This window comes from Pseudobdellovibrionaceae bacterium, assembly GCA_019637875.1.
In the GTDB taxonomy this organism is placed as follows: domain Bacteria; phylum Bdellovibrionota; class Bdellovibrionia; order Bdellovibrionales; family Bdellovibrionaceae; genus JAHBUW01.
The window spans coordinates 87611-107852 of record JAHBUW010000011.1; the positions used below are offsets into that span (position 1 = coordinate 87611).

The window sequence follows — 20242 nt, forward strand, 5'->3', positions numbered from 1 at the left end:
CCGATTGAATGGATCGATATCCATGCCCATTTCGACATGCTGGAGGATCCTCCCGAGGTCGTGATCCAGAAGGCCGAGGCCGTCGGCGTGAAACGGATGATTACCATCGGCACCGAGCCGAGCGATTTTGAATTTGTCCGCGCGACGGCGCAGAAGTTCTTCCCCGTGGTGGCGTGCACGCTGGGGGTGCATCCGCACCAAGGCGTCGTGTACAACGACGAGGTGGCGGCTTATCTTCGCGCGCATTTGGCGGAAAAAGAAGTGGTCGCCGTGGGTGAGATCGGCCTGGATTATTATTACAATCAGTCGCCCAAGGACGAGCAGCGGGCGGCTTTCCGCGCGCAGCTCGCCATCGCCGAAGAATTCAAGATGCCCGTGCAGATCCACACCCGCGACGCGGATGAGGACACGGTCGAGATCTTGCGGGAGTTCAACGGCCGCGTCCGGGGCGTGATCCACTGTTTTACGGGGACGCCGTGGCTCGCGCGGGAGTGCCTGAATCTGGGCTACAATATCTCGATGAGCGGGGTCGTGACCTTCAAAAATGCCGAAGAATTGCGCCAGACGTGCAAATTCATCCCGCTCGATCGTATTCATGTCGAAACCGACTCGCCCTTCCTGGCGCCGGTCCCGCAACGGGGGAAGAAAAACCAGCCCGCGTTCGTCGTGCATACCGCTCAGTTCGTCGCGGATCTTCACGGGATCGAGCTTGCGGAGCTCGCGCGCCGGACGAACGAAAACGCGCGTCAACTCTTCCCGAAACTGAATTGGTGATTGCCTTTTAGGAGGGGCGGCGCGATAAATCCGCCATCCATTCCGAAGGAGATCTCCATGGCGAAATTGCGTGTTGGTATCAATGGTTTTGGCCGTATCGGTCGCGTTCTTTTCCGCGCGGGCTTTGAAGAGCTCGATATCGTCGGCATCAACTCGCTCGACTCGATCGACGGCGTCGCGCACCTGCTGAAATACGACAGCGTTCACGGCACCTTCAAAGCCGACGTCAGCCATGACGAAAAGAATCTGATCGTGAACGGGAAGAAAATCCCCGTTTCGTCGACGAAAAATCCCGCCGATATTCCTTGGAAAGCTTGGGGCGTGGACGTGGTGCTCGAGTGCACCGGCGCGTTCAAGAAGAAGGAAGACTTCATGCTGCACGTGAAGGCCGGCGCGAAACGCGTTCTGGTCTCGGCGCCGGCGGAAGGCGCGGATCGCACCGTCGTTTACGGCGTGAATCATGAAACCTACAATGCGGAAACCGACTTCGTCGTTTCGAACGCGTCGTGCACCACGAACTGTTTGGCGCCGATGGCGAAAGTGCTGCACGAAACTTTCGGCGTCGTGAACGGCACGATGTTGACGGTCCACTCGTACACTTCGGATCAACGCCTGGTCGATGCGCCCCACAAGGATCTGCGTCGCTCGCGCTCGGCGGCTTTGTCGATGATTCCCACGACGACCGGTGCGGCGAAAGCCGTCGGTCAAGTCTTGCCGGCGCTCAAGGGCAAGGTCGACGGCCTGTCGATCCGCGTCCCCACGCCCAACGTGTCGCTCGTCGATTTCACGTTCAACTCGGAAAAAGACATGACGAAGGATTCGATCAACGCGGCTTTGACGGCGGCGTCGAAAGGCGCGCTGAAAGGCGTGCTCGCGGTCGAAGAGAAAGAGCTCGTCAGCTGCGATTTCAACGGCAACGCGCATAGCTCGATCGTCGATCTGTCGATCACCATGACGGCGGGACCGCGCACGGCGAAGGTCATGTCGTGGTACGACAACGAGGCGGGCTTCTCGAACCGCATGGTGGATTTCGTCAAGTACATGGCTGCGAAGGGATTGTAGCGAGGTCCTAACCCTTCACTAGTTGAAGGTTGAATCGAATGGAAAAATGTCAGATGCAAGAAGCGACGACAAACCATAGCCGGGTCTATGGTGCGGAGGAGCGACGCAGCCAGATGGCTTTTTTCCATTCGACCCGCAGGGCAGATCTAAAAATGCCTTGCTCTTCGTTACATCGAGCTCGAATTGGCAAGAGCCAGTCCTTCGCTCGATGCGCCTCGATCAAGGCATTTTTAGATCTGTTCAATCTTCAACTAGTGAAGGGTTAGGACCTACATGGCGGGCTTGAAAGGGATTCAGCTGATCAGTGATTTCGATCTTTCCGGAAAAACCGTATTCCTGCGGTTGGACCTGAACGTGCCGCTCGACAACGGCAAGATCACCGACGAGACGCGGATCACCGCGAGTCTGCCGACCATCAAGTACGCGCTGGAAAAAGGCGCGAAGCTCGTCGTGGCGTCGCACTTGGGGCGTCCCAAGTCGGCGGGCGACAAAAAGTACTCCATGGAGCCCGTGGCGGATCGTTTGGGCGAACTGCTGGGCGTGGAAGTCATCTTGATCGAAGAGCCCGGTTCGGACGCCGTGAAGCACAACCTCATGGGGCTGAAGAGCAATCAGCTGATCCTGCTTGAGAATCTGCGCTACAACGAAGGCGAAACCGAAAACTCGGAGTCCTTCGCGCAAGAGCTCGCCGCGGGAATCCAAATCTACATCAACGACGCCTTCGGGGCGAGCCACCGCGCGCACGCCTCCATCGAAGCGCTGCCGCGTTTGATCCCGAAAAAAGGGATCGGTTTTCTGATCGAGAAAGAAGTGAAGATCCTCGATAAGCTGATCGAGACGCCCGAGAAGCCTTACCTCGCGATCCTCGGCGGCTCCAAGGTCAGCGATAAAATGGGCGTCATCGAAAATCTGATCGATAAGGTCGATGCGTTCATCATCGGCGGCGCGATGGCCTACACTTTCTTGAAGGCGCAGGGGCTTCCGGTCGGAAAATCCCTCGTGGAAACCGATAAGCTCAGCTACGCGCGCGAAATGCTTGCGCGGGTCGAAGCTCGTCGCAAGACGATCCTTCTGCCCGTGGATCATGTCTGCGTTCCCAGTTTCGACTCCAATGAGTCCCTCACGACCGCGGATGTCGCGATCCCCGAGGACATGATGGCGCTCGACATCGGACCGAAGTCGATTCGCAATTTCGAAGCGGCGATCGCTTCGGCGAAGACCGTTTTCTGGAACGGTCCCATGGGCGTTTTCGAGCGTCCGGCCTTCCATCGCGGAACTTTCGCAATTGCGGAGGCTTTAGCTAAAAATTCTGGATTCCGGATCGTGGGTGGTGGGGACTCGGCGGCCGCGGCGGAAGCCTCGGGATTTGCTGATAAAATGACCCATATCTCAACGGGTGGTGGCGCGTCTTTGGAGTATCTCCAAGGGGATAAGCTGCCTGGACTCGAAGTCCTTCGTCAGAAAAAACAATCCGAGAAGGACCCGGTTCGGCTATAATCAAGTCTCGGGAAACGAGGCTTGGCGATGAGATTCGGGTTCGTTTTGGCGTTCCTTCTATTGGGCACCGGTTTCGCCTTCGCGCAGTCGGTGCAGTCACCGCAGTGTTTGCCCGCGACCGATGAGGCGAAGGGCTGGCCGATCAAAGCCATTTACATGCACGGTCTTTTTAAAGGTGAGGGCGGGCCCGATACGAATGGGTTTCGCGCGCTCGAGGCCGGCAATCGCAAAAAGCTCGACGAATATGCGCGCAAGTTGAAGATCCGGATCGCGGTGCCCGTGGCGCCGGTGAACGGTCAATTTCGCAATTGGAACTCCACGGGAATCAAACAAGTCGAAAAGCAGGCGCGCGAGGCGTGCGGGGGCGCGACGCTGGCCGAGGGTCGCGCGCTGATCGGTTTCTCCAACGGCGGTTACCGCTCGCGTAAATACGCGCACGACTGCGAAAGCACGCGGGGCTACGCCGCGATTCTTTCCATCGGGGCTCCGAATAACACGACCACCGCGGCTTGCGCGGGGACAAAACACGTGAACACCGCGCCGCACGTGATGCCGGACTTCAGCTATTTTGAAAAACATCTGGCGAATTTAGGCCGGGGCGCACCGTCCGGGAAGTCTCCCGCGCCGGGGGACTCGCGACGTTAACGGGATACGCACATTTCAACGCGCGCATCCTTGAGTTTCGTGCTCGTTCGCGGTCCATAGATTCTATGACAAAAACTCAAACTTGGATCGCCGCAAACTGGAAGCTGAACAAATCCCCGAAAGACACCCGCGCCTTCTTCGAGGAATGGCTGCGCGTGGGCGGAGAGTCCGCCTGGGACTTCGGCCCCGACGTTTCGCTGGCCTTTTTCCCGCCGGCCACAAGCCTTGAGGCGGTCGCGCAGTCGCGCAACGCCAAACCCGGCTTTGAATTTGGATCGCAGAACGCCTACTTCGAAAAATCCGGCGCCTTCACGGGGGAAGTTTCGGCCGAGGTCGTGAAGGAACTCGGAGGCCGCTTCGTGCTGATCGGTCATAGTGAACGTCGCACCCTGTTCGGCGAAACCGATGGGATCCTCGCGAAGAAGGTCGCGCTCGTGCAAAGTTTGGGGCTGACCCCGATGTTCTGCATCGGTGAGACCCTCGCGGAACGTGAAGGCGGAAAGACCGGCGAGGTCCTGAAACGCCAATTGAAAGAGGGCCTGGTCTTGGCGAAAACCGATCTGCCGCTGGTCGTGGCGTATGAACCCGTCTGGGCGATCGGGACCGGCAAGGTCGCGACCCCCGAGCAGGTCAAGGACACGCATGCGTTGGTGCGCCAAGAGCTCGAAGCTTTGGGTTTCAAAAACGTTTCTTTGCTCTACGGCGGGAGCGTGAAGGCCGACAATGCCGGCGCGCTTTCGAAAATTCCCAATGTGAACGGATTTTTGGTCGGGGGCGCGAGCTTGGAGTGCCAGAGCTTCCGCGCGATCGCGATGGCCGCGGCGGCTGGGGTCTAGATTGCGCTTTCTCGTCCCGGTTTTGCTGATCGCGATCGGTCTGACGGTTTGTGTGCCGTCGTCCGAGGCCGCTTTCGGCAACTACAACTCCATTTTGATCGGCGATATGTCGGCGGGTATGGGCGGCGCCGCCACCGCCGTCGCGGAAGATTCCGCCGGGGGGGCTTGGTACAATCCGGCGACGCTCGCGGCGATGAAGGGCGAAAGCTTTTCGGCGGCGGTGGGGATCTACAAAAAATTCGATACGACTTACGGTCAAGGCGACGACCTGATCTCGTCGGCCTTGAAGGTCAATCAGGGTTTCTTTCGCGCACTTCCCTCCTCATCGGGGTCGGTCATCCGTCCGAAGCAGGTTGAATGGCTGCGGGAGTGGACGCTGGCGCTGTCCATCCTGGTGCCGGAGTTCGATCAGTACCGCGGACAGGTTTCGAAATCCGATGTGAACAGCTCGACGCTCACCCTGACCGACGAATCCCTGTGGGCGGGCGGCTCGCTTTCGCGCCAGATTTCGAATACGGAGTATTTCGGAGTTACGATCTACTACACGGCGCGCGCGCTGACGAAGTCCGTAAACGACCGCACCTACCGGGGACCGAACGATTTCAGAATCTTCACGGAAGACCGAAACCTGACGCAGAACGGGATGGTCGTCATCGTCGGTTATTTGAAAGACGTGACCGCGCATTGGTCGTGGGGCACGTCGATCCGTTTTCCCAGCGTGCATATCATGGGGCGTGCCTCTTATCTGGCGAACACTTTTGAATCTGGACAAGCCGAGCAGCCGGTTTCTTTGACCGAGCTGGATTCAAAAACGCGCATTCCGCCGCGCCTGAACTTGGGTGTGATGTGGCGGGACAACGAGCGCTGGATCATTGCGGCGGATTTGAATCTGCACGGTTACGAACAGTACGAGGACATCCAAGTCACCCAGCCCGGCGTCGCCGAAAAGCTAGAGCATCGCGCGCTGGCGAACGTGTCGGTGGGCGCGGAATACAAATTCACGAACTGGTTCAAAATGCGGGGCGGAGTTTTCACGAACTTCTCGAGCTTCCCCAAACCTGACGCTTCCACGTCAAGGGGACAGGCGGATCAGGTGAATCAGCTGGGCTTTTCGGCGAATGCGGCTTTCCGCAGCGGTCAGATCGAGTACACCTTCGGCGGCTACTACTCGGGCGGGCGCGGGGATGGTGTGCAGCGTGTGGATCACCAGTACGTGGTGTTACCCAAGGTGCAGAACATCTACACGATGCTCGTGGGCACCAGTTACTACTTCTAGATCTTCTAGGCCTTCTCGGCGTTCTAGACGATGGCGCCTACCGCCGGGCGACGACCAGACGCTTCGACTTTTTCGCGTGCGTATTGGCTTTGCCGCTTTCGATTTTGCGGGTGACGGCTTTGATCGGCCGTGCCGGTTCTTCCACGCGCGTCGTACTCACGGTGCGCGAAGGACTTTCGAGCAGCGGCGTCGTCATCAAACCCACCAATAAGAGCGAGATCGAAGCGAGCGTTAAGCGCGCCATTTCTTGTTTTGGACTCATCACTTGTTTCATCCCCATGAACCCCAAAAGGAACGGCCGGAACTCCCGGACGCGTTCGACTTGCGCCGTACGTGAGCGAAAATCGCGCCAGTGCGGGGACCTTGCCAATTCGTGGCGGCGCCCCTGATCTTGAATTCCTTTCCCGTTCGTACCGCAGTTTGACGGCCCTTCCCCCCGCGGGCCCCCCGTGCCTTCGTCCCCGCGCGGAACGCTTCTTGTAATGAGCCCGGGCAAGTCATGCGTGCAGGGGAGACTTGGGGATGGTCATGGGGATTCAGGGTTTGATCTTGTCCGTCGTTTTGGTGGCCGTGGGTTTCCCCGCGTTCGCCAATACGTCGTCCGCGAAGAAGACCGTCTGCACCATCACCATCAATAGCAATCAAGAAAAAGAACTCTTCCGCAAAAAGCTTCCCGCCGACAAATTCCGTATCGTGGAGCTGATCCCCGAAAGCGCGCCGGGCCTCGCGTGGATCGAGGGCTGGGCGGGCGCGAACTGGTTCAAGAAAGCCTGTGAAAAACGTGTTCAGTGCGATGTCCTCGTCATCTCGGGGCACTTCGCCGGCACGTTCTTCGGGAAGTCGGGCCAGAGTTTGTCGCTCAATGAAATGGAAAAGGCGAGCTGCCAAAGCGCCTGCGACGGCATCTTCAAACGTCCGAAAGAGGTCTATCTTTTCGGTTGCAACACCTTGGCGGACAAATCGCTCGATCATCGCCGTCCCGAAGACTACGTGGAAGTGTTGCGTGCCGACGGCTTCAGCGTCGAAGAGGCGCACTCGATCGCCCTGCAACGTTATACGCCCTGGGGTTCTTCGAATATGGACCGCATGCGTTCGCTTTTCCCGAATGCGGCCGGACTTTATGGCTTTCACTCCACGAGCCCTCTCGGCAAATATATCGAAGCGCCGCTCGCGAAGTATTTAGATGGTCGCGCAGCGACCTACGCCCAAGAACTCGACACCATGAAAATGGGCGACCGGAATACCAAACTGGCCGAAGCGCTGAAGATGTTTTCGTTCCGCCAAGCCGACGCCGCGGGGGCGGCCGCGCAACCGCTCGTCTGCCGGATGAGCGTGAAAGCGGACTCGAACGGCGAGATGGCGAAGGACTTGGGCTTGATCTCGGCGACTTTACATTCGGAAGAACCTTTGCGGGATCTGCCGCAGGTTCTGGAACGTTTGCGACACTATGAAGAGCGCGGTGGCGCGCCCTTCCGCGCTTGGCGTGATTCCGAGACGGGGATCGTCGAAAAGCTTCGCTCCATGCTGGGCGCGAAAGAGCTGCAGAACCACTTCGTGGTTCGTTTGGGCCTGCTCGAGCTGCTGCAGATTCTGTCGGGCGCGCAATCCGTCGCGGTCGACTACCGTGACCTGATGGAATCGACGCTTAAATCTTTGAACGGTCACCGTGCCCAAGAGATCTGCGCGCAGCGGGGCTCGGGCCTGATCGCGTCCCAGCGTTTGCCCTCGGAGTGGGTGGAGCGTTTCGCGTCCGCCGCGAACGCGAAGTCGCGGGACACCGTCTTCGGCGCGCTTTCGTGCCTGAACTTCGCGACGGACCCGGCGTGGCTGAAGAAGGGTTATCCCGCTTCGTTTCTGCACGCCCAGAACTGGGGCGACTCGAAAGAGGCACTGACCCGTCTGTTGGTGGCGAAGCCGGGAACGCAGAACCTGGACATCCTGCTACCGCTGCTGACCGAGCAGCCCATGAGTCCCGACGTGCAATCGGCGCTCGCGGCCTACTTCAAACGTCCGGCTTCGACCATAGCGCTGTTGAAAGCCGCGCGTTCGGCGCGTCTTTTGACGGACGAAGCGAAACTCGCGATCATCGACATGACCCGCATCGGGGGCGACGACGAGCTGAAGGGCGAGTGGATCCAGTTCTGGCGCGCGCAGAAGCCCTCGTCGGAACTGGTGCAACGCGCGCTATTCGATCACGCGCGCCGCGAGGACGATCCGTCGTCTTGGCTGGCGGTTTTCGGCGGCGTCGAGTTGCACGCCTCGGTCCGCGCGCATCTGGTCTCGCTGATCGAAAAACCCGGCGAGCTCGGCCGTCGTTTCATTCTGAATCTGCTTTCGCGTCTGACGAACGAAGGTGAAGGTCTTTACGGCCTGGCTTTCGCGATGACGAAAGATGCGGACGCGGGCCTGCGCACGGAAGCGGTCGACGTTTTGTCGCGCCACTTTTTCGAGGCCATCGATCCGTCGCTGGAGCCGCGAATGCTGGAACTTTTGCGCAACGACACCGACGAAAACGTGCTCGAGCGCACCCTGCGATTCTGGGCGAAACGCGGCACCCGCGACGCCGCCGTTCTGGCCGCGATCGACAACGTGTGGGTGCGTGGCGATGAGTACGGTGACGTGCGCCGGACCGCGAGCGACGTGCTGGCGCACCTGGGGACTTTGAACGCCACCATGGACGCCGCGATGATCGACGCATGGTGGGGGCGTTTGATGAAGGCCCCGAAGGATGGCGAAGCCGAAGCCCAGCTTCTGCAGATGCTGGCCGCGGGGACTTGGAAGACCCACGCCCGTCGCGATCAACTCGTCACCCGCTTCCAGCGCGATCTGCGCTCGGAAGATTCGCGCCGTCGCGTCTTCGCCCAGAAGGCGATCTTGCGGAACGGAAATCCCGACGCCACATTCTTGGAGCGCTCGGCGCGTGAGCTCGAAACCGCGGTGCGGGACCAGAACTGGATGGGCGCGCGCGAGCTGGGCTACGAGCTCGAGAAGTTCCGCAGCCACCCGCGCGTCGCGAAGGCGCTCCGCGTGTTCGAAACTGAACTCGAGTCGAGTTTGGGCACCGAGCTTTAAGCTGCTCAACATAATCTTTGTCGGCCGCGGGTCGCCTTTGGCCCAGGACCCTCTTTGGTGGTTCGGGGTGTGAGTTTTCACCGCTAAGATCAAGGACATGAGTGAAGCCCTATGGCGCGCGCGGGGAACGAAATCCCTCGCCGAGTTGGAACGTATTTTTCGCGGTCACCCCTTCGAAGCGCGGCTCGCGATTGCGACCCTGTGGAGCGGCGGCCACCTTTTGATCGAAGGTCCGCCTGGCACCGGCAAAACGACGCTCGCGAAAACGCTCGCGCAGGTTTTCGGTTTGCCGATGAAGCGCGTGCAGATGACGTCGGACCTGCTGCCCTCGGATTTGACGGGCGGCTTCGTTTTGCGGCCGGATCGCAGCTTCGAGTTTCGTCCGGGGCCGCTGTTCACGGAAGTGCTGCTGCTGGATGAGCTGAACCGCGCGACGCCGCGAACGCAAAGCGCGTGTCTGCAGGCGATGGAAGAACGCCAGATTTCGATCGAGGGGGAAACCCGTCCGCTGCCGTTTCCTTTTTTGGTGATCGCCACGCAGAATCCGATCGACTCGAAAGGGACTTTCCCGCTGCCGGAATCGCAGCTGGATCGCTTCACCACAAGGCTCGAGATCCTGAGTCTGGAGCGAGGTGAAGAGAAAAAACTTCTGGCCCGGCGTCATGCGGAAGTGAACGCCATCGCGACCGAACTCGCGCAGGAGGATCGGCCCGCCGCTCGTGAGTTCGAATCTTTGTTCGCGTGGGTCGAGGCCACGCACGTCTCGGACGTGGTGCTGGAGGATGTGCTGAACCTCGCCGAAAAGGCGCGCACGGTCGGGACGCTGTCCACGCGGGCCGTGCAAAGCGCGTTGACCCTGGCGAAGGCCATGGCGCGCCTGGCGGATCGCGATTTCGTGACCCCCGAGGACGTCCGCACGATTTTGCCCAATACCTGGGGACACCGTTGGCAACGCCATTCTACCGAGAGGACCACCGATGCGTTGGCGAAAGTTCTGGCCGCGACGCCTTATCCGCGTGCGTGAACGGATCTACATCTTGCCGACGAAAGCGGGACTGGTCTTTCTGGGCTTTACCGTTTCGTTGCTCTTGATGGGGGCGATCTACGGCAGCCAGCTCGTGAACCTGATGGCGTTTTTGCTGCTGACGCTGTTCGCGCTGTCGATGGTGATGACCCACCAAAACCTGCAAGGGCTGAGCGAACTTCGGGTTCGGCGCCCCGAGGCCTTCGCGCAGGAAGAAGGCGCGCTCGAATTCTTTTTTCGCAACAAAGATGGTTCGGTCAAAGAAGGCTTGATGCTTGATTTGCTCGCGGAGCGCTCCGTGCGCCCGTGGGGGAAAAGCGCGCGGAACTTCGCGCTGGAGGACGCGGCGACCGAACGCCACGACGTCCACACCCTTTTGAAATTCACGCCGGAAATGCGGGGACGTTTAAAGGTCGAACGCTTGCGGTTGTCCACGCGCGCGCCGCTGGGACTTTTCTATGCTTGGCGTAGCGAGGACGTGAAGTTCGATCTGTGGGTGTATCCCGAACGACGTTCGACCGTGATCGCGCCGCAACCCGAACGCGGCGACCAGGGGGACGCTTCGCCGCGAACGGACCGCGCGGAAATCTGGGGGGACTCGCACCCCGCGGATTTCGGCGGCTCTTTGCGGCGTCTGGATTGGGCGCGTACGGCGCGGACCGATCGCGCCTGGGTTCGCCCGTGGAACGCCGAAGACGGTGCCCGCAAATACCTCGATTGGGAGAACTTCCAAGATCTGGATCTCGAGCGACGCCTTTCACTTTTCACGTTCGAAGTCGATCAAAGTCTGAATCGCGGCGACGAGCTTGAGGTGCGGGGTCCCTGGGGCGCCCGCACGGTGGATCGCGGCTCGGCGAGGGAGCTGTGGCGCCTTTTCGCAGAGTGGCCACGGTGAGTAACCAATGAAGATCGAACGTCTGATCGCCCTCTATTCCGGCGTGCATCTGTTCATGCTCTTCCCCGTCCTGCCGGACTGGGTGAAGGTGATCGCGATGGGGGGATGGGCGCTCGGCATGATCGCGATCGAGCGTAAACGCCCCTGGCCGTCGGCGTTGATGCAGGCCTTCGCCGGTATCGGTTTCGTGGCGACGTTCTTCGCGGTACGCCCCGTGTTCGGCATCGAAAATTCGGCGTGTTTGGCGGCTTGGGTGCTGGCGTTCCAAATTCATCATTTGCAAACCGCGCGCACGCGGCTGACCCAATTGATCGTTTGCGTTTTCGCGTTGGCGATTTACCTGGTGAACGACGCGAGTCTCGGGAACATGTGGCTGATGTTGTTGGACTTGGTGTTCTTCTTCGCGATGTTGCACACGTCACAAGGGGCGCGCCAAACGGCGTTTCGTTTGGCGACGCTGCGGTCCGCGTTGAAACTCATGGTGTTGAGTTTTCCCGTCTGGATTTTGATTTTCTTTTTCTTCCCGCGTTTCACGTTGCAGCTGTGGGGGAATGAGAAAGGGATCGTCGCGAAAAGCGGTTTCGCCGACGAGATCCGCCCGGGACAGATCGGTAAGGTCGTGCAACGCGACGAGGTCGCGTTTCGTTTCGCCTACCGAGAGGCGCAAGAGCAAAGATATTTCTACTTCCGCGGTGGGGTCTTGAATGAAATCAAGGGCGGACTTCACTGGACACGCGGGGAAACCCGGGCCTTCCCCCGCGACGACGGGCGCAACATCGAGTTCGGTTTCTTGCATGAGGTTTGGCTGGAGCCACGGTGGTCCCGTTACCTTTTTGCCGGAGAGTTCGCGCAAGGTGTGATCACCGGCTTCAGCGTCGGCGCCCGCGACATCGAGTCGCTGGGAGCCTCGGTCTTTCAATTTCGTTTCACGCCGCGCCGGTTGACGTATTACCAGGTCAGCTCCACGAAGGTGGACATCGCCGAGGGGATTTCGAGTGAAGAACGCGCGGCCACGCTGAAATTGCCGGACCCGGTCCGCGAGGATTTGCAGCGATTGAAAGAAGGACCGAAGCTGCAGGGTTTACCCGCCGCCCAAGCGGTCGCGGAGTTGGACGGCTGGTACCGCGCGCAGAAGTTTCGCTATAGCCAAGAGGTTCCCACGGTACCGAACGAAAGCGTCGCCGCATTTTTGAACGACGTGCGCGTCGGTTTCTGCGAACACTACGCCGCGAGCTCGGCGGTTCTTTTGCGCGCGGCGGGAATTCCGGCGCGCGTGGTGATCGGATTTTTGGGGGGGACCTACAACCCGATCGCCGAGTCTTACACAATGTTCGATCGCGATGCGCACGCCTGGACCGAGTACTACGACGAGACTCAACGTCGCTGGGTGCGCTACGATCCCACGGCTTCGATTCAGCCACTGCGGTTTTCGATCGGCAGCGAAATCTACCGGCTGTCCCCGGAAGAACTGGATCTGGCGGCCAGTGGCCGTCGTGCCACCGATTGGCTCAGTCGCTTGACGGAAAGGGCAGGCCTGGTTTGGGATGCGTGGTCGCACGAACTCGAACGTCGCATCGTTTTCTACGACGCCAGCTGGATGAGTCGTCTTTACGAAGACATGGGCATCCCGCAATGGGGGCCGTGGATCACCGGCTTCGTCGCGCTCCTCAGTGCGGCGCTGCTGCTGACGTTTTTGCGCGGACTCTTCCGTGTCCGCACGAAGCTCTCGCGCGGCGAAAAGTTGTGGCGCGAGGTGCGCGCGTATTTCCAGATTCCCGTCGACATCGCCGGCGAGGGCCGCGCTTTCGAGGTGATCGCACGCGCGGCGGGAAGCGGGGCGCCGCAGGTTCGACATTTCGCCGCCCGGTTTTTGCGTTATCGATACGCAGAACGGACGGCGGATCGCCCCCGCTGGCGTGAGCTGCGCGGCGAGTGGCAGAGTTTGAAACAGCAAGTGTCGAAGGATGGAACGCGGGAGCGCGCCGTGCGGGCCTTCGTTCCCTCCGCATCGCCTCACGTTAAGTCTTCGGAATCGGCAACCTAACGCGAATGCTGCGTCAAGTCATTAGTCAGGATTCCTCAGTCAAATCAGGGAGTTGTTTTAAAGCCACCGCTATTAGGACGAAGGTCCAGGTGCTATCTTTAAAGCATGTCCAAAACACCCACCGTCCAGTTCCGTCGTTGTCATGTTTGCGGCACCCTCAACCACCTCGATCCCGAGCGCGAAAATAGCGTCCACGCCTGTGATGGGTGCGGGAAGCATCTTGCTCCTTTCTACTTTTTTGAAGAGAGTGAGCAGTCCGGAGTTTCAGATAACGGCCTCCTTCTCAGTCTCCGCGCGGAATCCGTCGGCTACCAACCCTTGTGGGGCTTCTCGGTGCTGTGGACGCCCTCGGAGGACGATCAGGGAGTCGACGTCGTAACGGAAGCCCGGGCGGAAGGACGGCTCCGTGGAACTCGAAAAAGGCATCATGGAAGTCGCGTTGAGCGATATCCAAAAGGCCCGCGAAAAGATTAAGAACACGATCCGCCGCACGGAGGTCGTGCGGTCCTCGCTCCTGTCGGACGAATTCAAAGCCGACATCTGGCTCAAGCTCGAAAATACCCAGCACACCGGAAGCTTCAAGCTCCGGGGCGCTTTCAACAAAATCTCCACGCTGACCGAAAGTGAAAAAGCCCGCGGCGTCGTCGCGAGCTCGGCGGGCAATCACGCCCAAGGCGTCGCGTTCAGCGCGAAGCAGGCCGGCGTGAAGTGCACGATCGTGATGCCCGAAAACGCGCCCCTCATCAAAGTCGAATCGACCCGCGCGCACGGCGCCCAGGTTGTTTTGCACGGTGAAATCTACGACGAAGCCTTCGACAAAGCGAAAGAGATCGAACGTGAACAAGGTTCGATCTTCGTGCACCCTTACCAGGATCCGCTCATCATCGCGGGCCAGGGCACGATGGGGCTCGAGCTGTTCGAGGACATCCCCCAGCTCGCGACCGTCATCGTACCGATCGGCGGCGGGGGCTTGATTTCAGGAATCGCCGTCGCGTTGAAATCCCTGAATCCGAAAATCCGGATCATCGGCGTGCAAAGCGAGCAGGTCGATACGATGTACCGCATGTTCCGCGGCGAGAAAGTGCAATCCTCCACGCGGGTGCCGACCATCGCCGACGGGATCGCGGTGAAACGCGCGTCGCCGATCATGTTCGAAAGCTTCATCAAGAAATACGTCGACGAGATCGTGACCGTGAACGATGACGAAATCGCCGAGGCGATCGTCAATCTGCTGGAGCGGCAAAAGACCGTGGCCGAAGGCGCGGGGGCCGCGGCCCTGGCCGCGCTTCTGGCGCGCAAAGCGCATCCCCAAGGCCCCACCGCGATCGTGATCGGCGGCGGGAACATCGACCTCAACATCATCGAAAAGGTGATCGAGCGCGGGCTCGTGCGCAAGGGCCGTTTGGTCGAGATGTCGGTGATCGTCGACGATCTGCCCGGGAACCTCGCGAAGCTGACCCAGATTTTGGCCGCGAACCGCGCCAACATTCTGGAAGTGCACCACGACCGCGTGTCGATGGGGCTCGATCTGCGCCAGACGAAAATCGATTTCGTGCTGGAAACCACGAACCGTGAACACGTCGAGCGTATCCGCAACGCTTTCCGCCAGGCCGGCGCGCGCCTTTCAATCGTCGGCGCGGACGCATCCCATATTTAGCGAAGGAGACTCTCTCGTGAAAGTGTCACCCGAAATTCTGAATCTCGTCCCGTACAAAACCGGCAAGCCGATCAAGGAAACCCAGCGCGAGTACGGGCTGAGCGAGGTGCATAAACTCGCCTCCAACGAAAATCCCTTGGGCATTTCACCGAAGGTGAAAGCCGCTTTGGCCGGCGCGCTCGGCGAGATGCACCGCTATCCGGACCCCGCTTGCTATGAGCTTGTTTCGCTGGTGAGCGAGCTGTGGAAGGTCCCGCGCGAGAAGATCTCGGTGGGGAACGGCTCGAACGAGATCATCGATCTGCTGATCCGGATCTACTGCGCGCCGGGCGAGGCGATCCTGACCTACGATGCCGCATTCGTGGCCTACGCGGTCTGCGCGCAAGCGGCGCGCGTGAAAAACGTCGTCGTGCCCTACGAAAAAGATTTCCGCATGGATCTGGGCCGCATGGCGCAGACGCTGCGCGAGCGCAAGGCGACGGACAAAATCCGTTTGGTCTTTCTGCCGAATCCGAACAACCCGACGGGCGTTTACATCCCCGAGACCGAGGTCCACGCGTTCCTGCGCGAGTTCGGAAATGATCCGGATCTGCTCATCGTTTTCGATGAGGCCTACACCGAGTTCGTGCGCGCGAAGGACTATCGGTCCGCGCTGACCGAAATGAACGAGTTCAAAAGCGTCGTCGTGATCCGGACTTTGTCCAAAGCCTACGCATTGGCGGGTTTGCGGGTGGGTATTTTAGTGGCACCCACGGACGTCGTCGATTTGTACAACCGGGTCCGGAATCCCTTCAACGTGAACGAATTGGCGCAGGTCGCGGCTGTCGCGGCGTTGCAAGATCAGGAGTTTGTCAGAAAAACGGTGGAACTCACCTGGCAAGGTCTTGATTATTTCGCCAAGGAGCTTGAGAAACTAGGGGTTCCCGCGGTGCCGTCGCAGGCGAATTTCGTCTTGTTCGACACCCGCCGGGACGTGAAAGCTTTGAATGAGGCGCTCTTGCGAAAGGGCGTGATCCTGCGGCCCGTTTTGAACTACGGGCTCACAACGCATCTGCGGATGAGCGTCGGCACCGAGACCGAAAATCGGGCGGCCATCCGGGCCCTGGCTGAAGTGCTGCCGAGTCTTCCCGAGGTCGGCCCCGCCGGTCCTCAGGGACGGGCGAACTGAAGTCAGGTTTTTTGAGGGGACAGGTACGGTTGAAAGATGATGGACATGGGAAAAGTAGTCACAATTGATGGTCCCGCCGCGAGCGGAAAAACTTCGGTCAGCCGTGAGCTCGCAAAGCGTCTGGGCTGGAAGTGGGTGTCCACGGGCGCGTTTTATCGCGGGCTCGGTTACGCGGCCTTGAAGTTGAAACTGGATCTGAACGACGAGGACGCGCTCGCCGCGCTCGCGCAACGTTCGGACGTCTGGGCCGTCGAGATGCGTGACGAAGAAACCAAAGTTCTTTTCCAAGGTCGCGACGTCACCAATGACGTGCAGGCCGAGGACATCGGGCAGGTCGCCTCGAAGATCAGTCACTTCCCCAAAGTCCGCGCCAGCCTGCTCGCGTCCCAGCGCGACTGCCAAGCGACGACGGAGGGTTTGGTCGCCGAAGGACGCGATTGCGGAACCATCGTGTTCCCGGGTGCCGAAGCGAAAATCTATCTGACCGCGAAGCAAGAAAACCGCGCCGAGCGCCGTGCGAAAGAGCAGGGCCTCTCGACGGAAGAAACCATCGAAGCCCAAAAGCAGCGCGACCTTCAAGACTCCACCCGTAAGGCGGCACCGCTCGCGGTGGCCGAAGAGGCTTTGGTCGTCGACACGACGGACCTGAACTTCGAAGAGGTCGTCAAAGCGGTGGAAGCCTTCGCCCGTCCCCGCATCGTCGGCCACGCGTAGGTAGCCGGGGGCGGAGACGCTGACTTGTTGAAACGCGATGCGTTTCCAAGAGGGGTCATAGTCGCACTTTGAATATTTCTTTTTAAAACCCGAGAGAACCTCGGGTTTTTTTGCGTCCGCCACTTCCGAATTGGAAGTCCGAGGCGGACACTTCTTGAGTCGATTTGGCCGATCGCCGCCCCCATTTTCGGGACGGCGCATTTCAACAAGTCAGCGGCTCGGCGCCCCCGGCGACCTTCAGAGCCCCAGGGCCGCGCGAAGGTCTTGGTCCAGCTTCTTGAGGCGGTCTTTGTTGGTCGTCGCGCGAATGGATTTGAGCGTCTCGGCGATTTTTTTGGTGGTCGCTGTGAGGTCCGCGCCTTCGCTCCAGAGGACCGCGTCGGTGGTCAGCACCGTCGCCTCGAAGGCCGCGCGCATCGACTTGATGCGGTCCGTACCCGACGGAGGATTCGCCAGCTCGCGTTTCAGCATCGCCAGGAACTCCACGACGTCTGCGGAAGCCAGGCGTGTGTTCGCGGCGTTCAGCTTTTCTTCCAGCAGATCGTAAGAGTAGCCCTGAATCATCGCGACCGCTTGCAGGTTCGAGACGCTGTCGGCCTTGCGCGTGAAACGCTCTTCGAAGCCCGCGCCCAAAAGTCCGCGCGCGCCTTCGAAAGCGCCGAGCAAGGTCAAGTCGATCGCCGCCGTGGGCACGCGTCCCGCCAGGTTCATGCGGAGCAGATCGTGCGCGACCTGCTGGCAAGAGTCGAGCGGCGCGCAGCCGACCGCGATCACGGCCAGGTTGTTTGCGATCTGCGCGTTGAAGGCGTCGAACGCATCCGCGCCTTTCAATGCGAGCGTCAGGCGTTTCGCCGACAGATAGGGACGCAGCGAGGGGAGCTCCGCGTACGCAGCGACGATCTGCGCGTTCAACGCTTTCAGATCTTCCGCGCGGGTGAGCCAGAGCTTCGCGCCGGCGACACCGGGGTCACGTTCCAACCCACGGATGAAGTTCGCGCCGTTTTGAACCTCTTGCGCGGTCCACAGAATCAAGTCGGTCAAGAGCGGCAGATCGGCGGTGCCGCCGATGACGCCGTTCGCGACCGCGAACTGGGCGAACTGGTTCAGCTCCTGAAGGCCCAGGCCGGTTTTGGAGGTGAGCTCCGCGCGGCGCGAGTTCAAGTAGCGAACCACGTCCATGGCGAGCGCTTGCGAAGCCTGTTGCAGACGGCTTTCGCGGGTCGAGCTCACGTTCCATTCGCGGTGGATCTGCGACAGTTCGCGATAATTCGAAACCTGCGCAGCCGGGGCTTGCAGGATCGTCTCGACGAAGCGGAAGTCCTCGGTCGAAAGATCGCTTTCGATCAACCGGCGCCAGTCCGCGACGACTTCCGCCGCCACGGGATCCAAACGCAGATCGCCACCCGATAGCGGCTTCAGCAGCGCGATCCAGCGGTTCACGCGGTTCAGGTGCTCGGCGCGGATCTGGCTGCGCGAAGCGCGGTCCGCGAAAGTCGCGAAGCTGCGCGAAACGCCGACGTTATTGGCTTGGGTGCGCAGCTCTTGGGAAAGTCCGTTGAGCAGGGCGTCGACTTCGGCCGCGCGACGGCGGACCTGCTCGACGCGTTCGGCTTCGCGGCGCTCGGCGAGCACGCGCTGGACGACGGCTTGCGGATTGTCCATGGCGCGGATTTTCTCTTCCGCGCGCAGACCACGGACGCCATCGATGAAGGTCGCGATTTCATTTTCGCCCATGTTCGCCCACAAGCTGGGTTGATAGCGTTGCATGATGCCGTCCATCGCCAGGCCCGCTTTGCTGAGGCGGAGCGCGACGAAGATCATTTTATCCAGGGCGGTCGGTACGAAACGGCGCGCGCTGAAAACGGAGTCGTAGAGTTGGGTTTTCGTGACCAGCTCAAACGCGAAAGGCGTGAGCTCCGGCGCTTTGGCGATCTGCGCGAACAGATAGGCGTTGGCTTTCGCGGTTTCGGTGTAGCGCCAGTCCTTCTGGGCGCCCCACCACGCGGGCAGCGGTTCGAAACCGAAACGCGCCAGCGACGAACGCGTGATTTCGTTCACGAAGGTCTCGCTCACGCGGGGAGCGAAGGCCTGACGATCTTGGTAGATCGCGAACATCTGGCCGATGAAGTCGGGACTGAAGACGGCAAGGCCCGTGTCGATTTCGCTCGACTGGCAGGCCGCGAAAAGCTGCGCGCTTTGCAGCTCGCTGCCCGCGTCGAAGGGGCGCGTGCGCAGGACTTCGTTCAGACACTGAGTCTGGCGGGCGGGCGTCAGACCTTCCAGACGTCCACCGGCGCTGGTCAGCGCGCCGCTGATGCGGGTGCCGGTGCGGTCGGTGATCGTGAAGTCGAAGGTGTAGGCGACGAGCACGCGACGACCCGAGTTCACGTAGAAGAGGTAGTCAAAGGCCGGACCACGGAATTGATAGGCGAAGCGGAGCACGTTCGCGCGGAAGGGATCCGCCGACACCGGCAGGATCATGCGCATGCCGTCGGCCACGACGGGGCTTTGCAGCTCACCGCCCTCGAGCCACAGGCCCGCGCCGGTCAACGCCGGATCTTGGAACTTCACGGTCGAACTTGCGACGGGCAGGTTTTCGTAGGCTTGCGGGTGGAAGAAGTTCAGGAACTGGCGCAGATTTTCGTTCGAGGGCATGCGGCGGGGCGAGTATTCGCCACGGAAGAACGCGAGCGGGACGCGGGTATCGACCTTCATGCCGAGACCTTCACGGAACGGGAAGAGGTCACGCTCCATCGACAGGGAAACGCGGTGGGGGACGATGCCGTCCTCGAGCTTCGTGCCGACCTTCGATTGGATGACGGGGTTCAGGTTCGAATGCAGCGACACCGGCAGGTCTTTGAAGAGCGCGGTTTGGTAAGCGACCTTGCCGTCGACCACCAAAAAGCAGTTCTGCGCGGCTTGGCGCAGTTCGATGCGCGAGCGTCCACCGCGCAGGTTGGTCTCGTTGAACTCGGCGATCAGGCTGGAGTCTTCCAAACGTTTGTTCTCGATGACGCCGTTCTTTTGCAGATCGACCAGGAAGTAGAAGTCCGCCGTGTTCACCACCATCGTGCCGTTCGTGCGATCGAACAGCGCGCGGGCATCCCACTGATACGTCACGGCCGAATCGAAGCTGCGACGGCTGAGCGGATCGTCTCCGCCGAAAGAAACGGCGCTACAGTTTTTGAGCGGCATCGCTTTCCAGTTGCGGACACGCTGGGCGAAGTCGAGCGTGAGCGGCGCGAGCGCGGCTTCTTCCAGCGCGCGGCCTTGATCCATCATTTTCTGTTGTTCTTCGAAGCCGGGCCCCGGATTCGGGACGGGCGTGGACTCGACCGCCGGAGCGCAAGCGACCAGAAGACCAGCGCAAGCGACCAGAAGACCAGCGCAGGCGTTCAATACCATTGCCGCAGCCGCGACCTTCAGGACGTTCCAGAAACGGATCATGAGCTCCTCCATTTGGGCGACAATCTTCAATGAACGCGCACGGGGTTCAACTCGGAAACACGGTATTGAAGCGGCGGGCCAAGTCCCGGATCGGCACGACTTTGTGAAAGCCCCGTGAATCGATTTGGAGC

General features: G+C 60.4%; 15 protein-coding genes. 13 read left to right on the forward strand and 2 right to left on the reverse strand.

Translation table 11 applies throughout. The features are described from left to right. Positions 1–3: 3 nt before the first annotated feature. From KF767_14010 to KF767_14035, 6 genes are all read left to right on the forward strand, one after another. On the forward strand, positions 4–774 hold the full coding sequence (locus KF767_14010; GenBank protein MBX3018997.1) for a TatD family hydrolase: 771 nt from the start codon (positions 4–6) through the stop codon (positions 772–774). Positions 775–831: 57 nt separating this feature from the next. After that, a complete protein-coding gene (gap, locus tag KF767_14015) occupies positions 832–1836 on the forward strand; it encodes a type I glyceraldehyde-3-phosphate dehydrogenase (protein ID MBX3018998.1) in 1005 nt (334 codons plus the stop codon). A 273-nt stretch (positions 1837–2109) separates the two neighbouring features. After that, the gene (locus KF767_14020; protein ID MBX3018999.1) at positions 2110–3333 is read left to right on the forward strand and encodes a phosphoglycerate kinase; all 1224 of its coding nucleotides are present in this window, start codon (positions 2110–2112) and stop codon (positions 3331–3333) included. A gap of 27 nt (positions 3334–3360) precedes the next feature. Next, complete coding sequence (locus KF767_14025; GenBank protein ID MBX3019000.1) at positions 3361–3978, forward strand: hypothetical protein; 618 nt, start codon at positions 3361–3363, stop codon at positions 3976–3978. A 65-nt stretch (positions 3979–4043) separates the two neighbouring features. Beyond that, positions 4044–4814 carry a triose-phosphate isomerase gene (tpiA, locus tag KF767_14030; GenBank protein ID MBX3019001.1) on the forward strand — a complete coding sequence of 257 codons (771 nt, stop codon included), beginning with the start codon at positions 4044–4046 and terminating at the stop codon, positions 4812–4814. A gap of 1 nt (position 4815) precedes the next feature. After that, a complete protein-coding gene (locus tag KF767_14035) occupies positions 4816–6090 on the forward strand; it encodes a hypothetical protein (protein MBX3019002.1) in 1275 nt (424 codons plus the stop codon). Positions 6091–6127: 37 nt separating this feature from the next. Here the strand turns inward: KF767_14035 and KF767_14040 are convergent, their stop codons facing one another. Further along, positions 6128–6334, reverse strand: coding sequence for a hypothetical protein (locus KF767_14040; GenBank protein ID MBX3019003.1), 207 nt, complete (start codon positions 6332–6334; stop codon positions 6128–6130). Between the two features lie 284 nt (positions 6335–6618). On the opposite strand from KF767_14040, the gene KF767_14045 reads away from it, so the two are divergent. From KF767_14045 to cmk, 7 genes are all read left to right on the forward strand, one after another. Beyond that, positions 6619–9162 carry a hypothetical protein gene (locus tag KF767_14045; protein MBX3019004.1) on the forward strand — a complete coding sequence of 848 codons (2544 nt, stop codon included), beginning with the start codon at positions 6619–6621 and terminating at the stop codon, positions 9160–9162. A gap of 97 nt (positions 9163–9259) precedes the next feature. Then, entirely contained in the window at positions 9260–10186 is a 927-nt protein-coding gene (locus KF767_14050; GenBank protein ID MBX3019005.1) for an AAA family ATPase, read from the forward strand. Further along, the gene (locus KF767_14055) at positions 10140–11081 is read left to right on the forward strand and encodes a hypothetical protein (GenBank protein MBX3019006.1); all 942 of its coding nucleotides are present in this window, start codon (positions 10140–10142) and stop codon (positions 11079–11081) included. Before KF767_14050 ends, KF767_14055 begins: the two co-directional genes overlap by 47 nt. Before the next feature lie 7 nt (positions 11082–11088). Next, entirely contained in the window at positions 11089–13125 is a 2037-nt protein-coding gene (locus tag KF767_14060; GenBank protein MBX3019007.1) for a DUF3488 domain-containing protein, read from the forward strand. Between the two features lie 427 nt (positions 13126–13552). Further along, the gene (locus KF767_14065; protein MBX3019008.1) at positions 13553–14782 is read left to right on the forward strand and encodes a threonine ammonia-lyase; all 1230 of its coding nucleotides are present in this window, start codon (positions 13553–13555) and stop codon (positions 14780–14782) included. Between the two features lie 16 nt (positions 14783–14798). Beyond that, entirely contained in the window at positions 14799–15950 is a 1152-nt protein-coding gene (locus KF767_14070) for a histidinol-phosphate transaminase (protein ID MBX3019009.1), read from the forward strand. 45 nt (positions 15951–15995) lie between these two features. Then, on the forward strand, positions 15996–16664 hold the full coding sequence (gene cmk, locus KF767_14075; GenBank protein MBX3019010.1) for a (d)CMP kinase: 669 nt from the start codon (positions 15996–15998) through the stop codon (positions 16662–16664). 237 nt (positions 16665–16901) lie between these two features. Here the strand turns inward: cmk and KF767_14080 are convergent, their stop codons facing one another. After that, positions 16902–20111, reverse strand: coding sequence for a hypothetical protein (locus tag KF767_14080; GenBank protein MBX3019011.1), 3210 nt, complete (start codon positions 20109–20111; stop codon positions 16902–16904). Positions 20112–20242 lie beyond the last annotated feature (131 nt).

Excerpts from the sequence above, each read along its gene's own strand:
- gap (MBX3018998.1), top strand. The coding sequence starts at position 832 with ATGGCGAAATTGCGTGTTGGTATCAATGGTTTTGGCCGTATCGGTCGC.
- KF767_14020 (MBX3018999.1), top strand. The coding sequence starts at position 2,110 with ATGGCGGGCTTGAAAGGGATTCAGCTGATCAGTGATTTCGATCTTTCC.
- KF767_14025 (MBX3019000.1), top strand. The coding sequence starts at position 3,361 with ATGAGATTCGGGTTCGTTTTGGCGTTCCTTCTATTGGGCACCGGTTTC.
- tpiA (MBX3019001.1), top strand. The coding sequence starts at position 4,044 with ATGACAAAAACTCAAACTTGGATCGCCGCAAACTGGAAGCTGAACAAA.
- KF767_14040 (MBX3019003.1), bottom strand. The coding sequence starts at position 6,334 with ATGGCGCGCTTAACGCTCGCTTCGATCTCGCTCTTATTGGTGGGTTTG.
- KF767_14045 (MBX3019004.1), top strand. The coding sequence starts at position 6,619 with ATGGGGATTCAGGGTTTGATCTTGTCCGTCGTTTTGGTGGCCGTGGGT.
- KF767_14050 (MBX3019005.1), top strand. The coding sequence starts at position 9,260 with ATGAGTGAAGCCCTATGGCGCGCGCGGGGAACGAAATCCCTCGCCGAG.
- KF767_14055 (MBX3019006.1), top strand. The coding sequence starts at position 10,140 with ATGCGTTGGCGAAAGTTCTGGCCGCGACGCCTTATCCGCGTGCGTGAA.
- KF767_14060 (MBX3019007.1), top strand. The coding sequence starts at position 11,089 with ATGAAGATCGAACGTCTGATCGCCCTCTATTCCGGCGTGCATCTGTTC.
- KF767_14065 (MBX3019008.1), top strand. The coding sequence starts at position 13,553 with ATGGAAGTCGCGTTGAGCGATATCCAAAAGGCCCGCGAAAAGATTAAG.
- cmk (MBX3019010.1), top strand. The coding sequence starts at position 15,996 with ATGGGAAAAGTAGTCACAATTGATGGTCCCGCCGCGAGCGGAAAAACT.
- KF767_14080 (MBX3019011.1), bottom strand. The coding sequence starts at position 20,111 with ATGATCCGTTTCTGGAACGTCCTGAAGGTCGCGGCTGCGGCAATGGTA.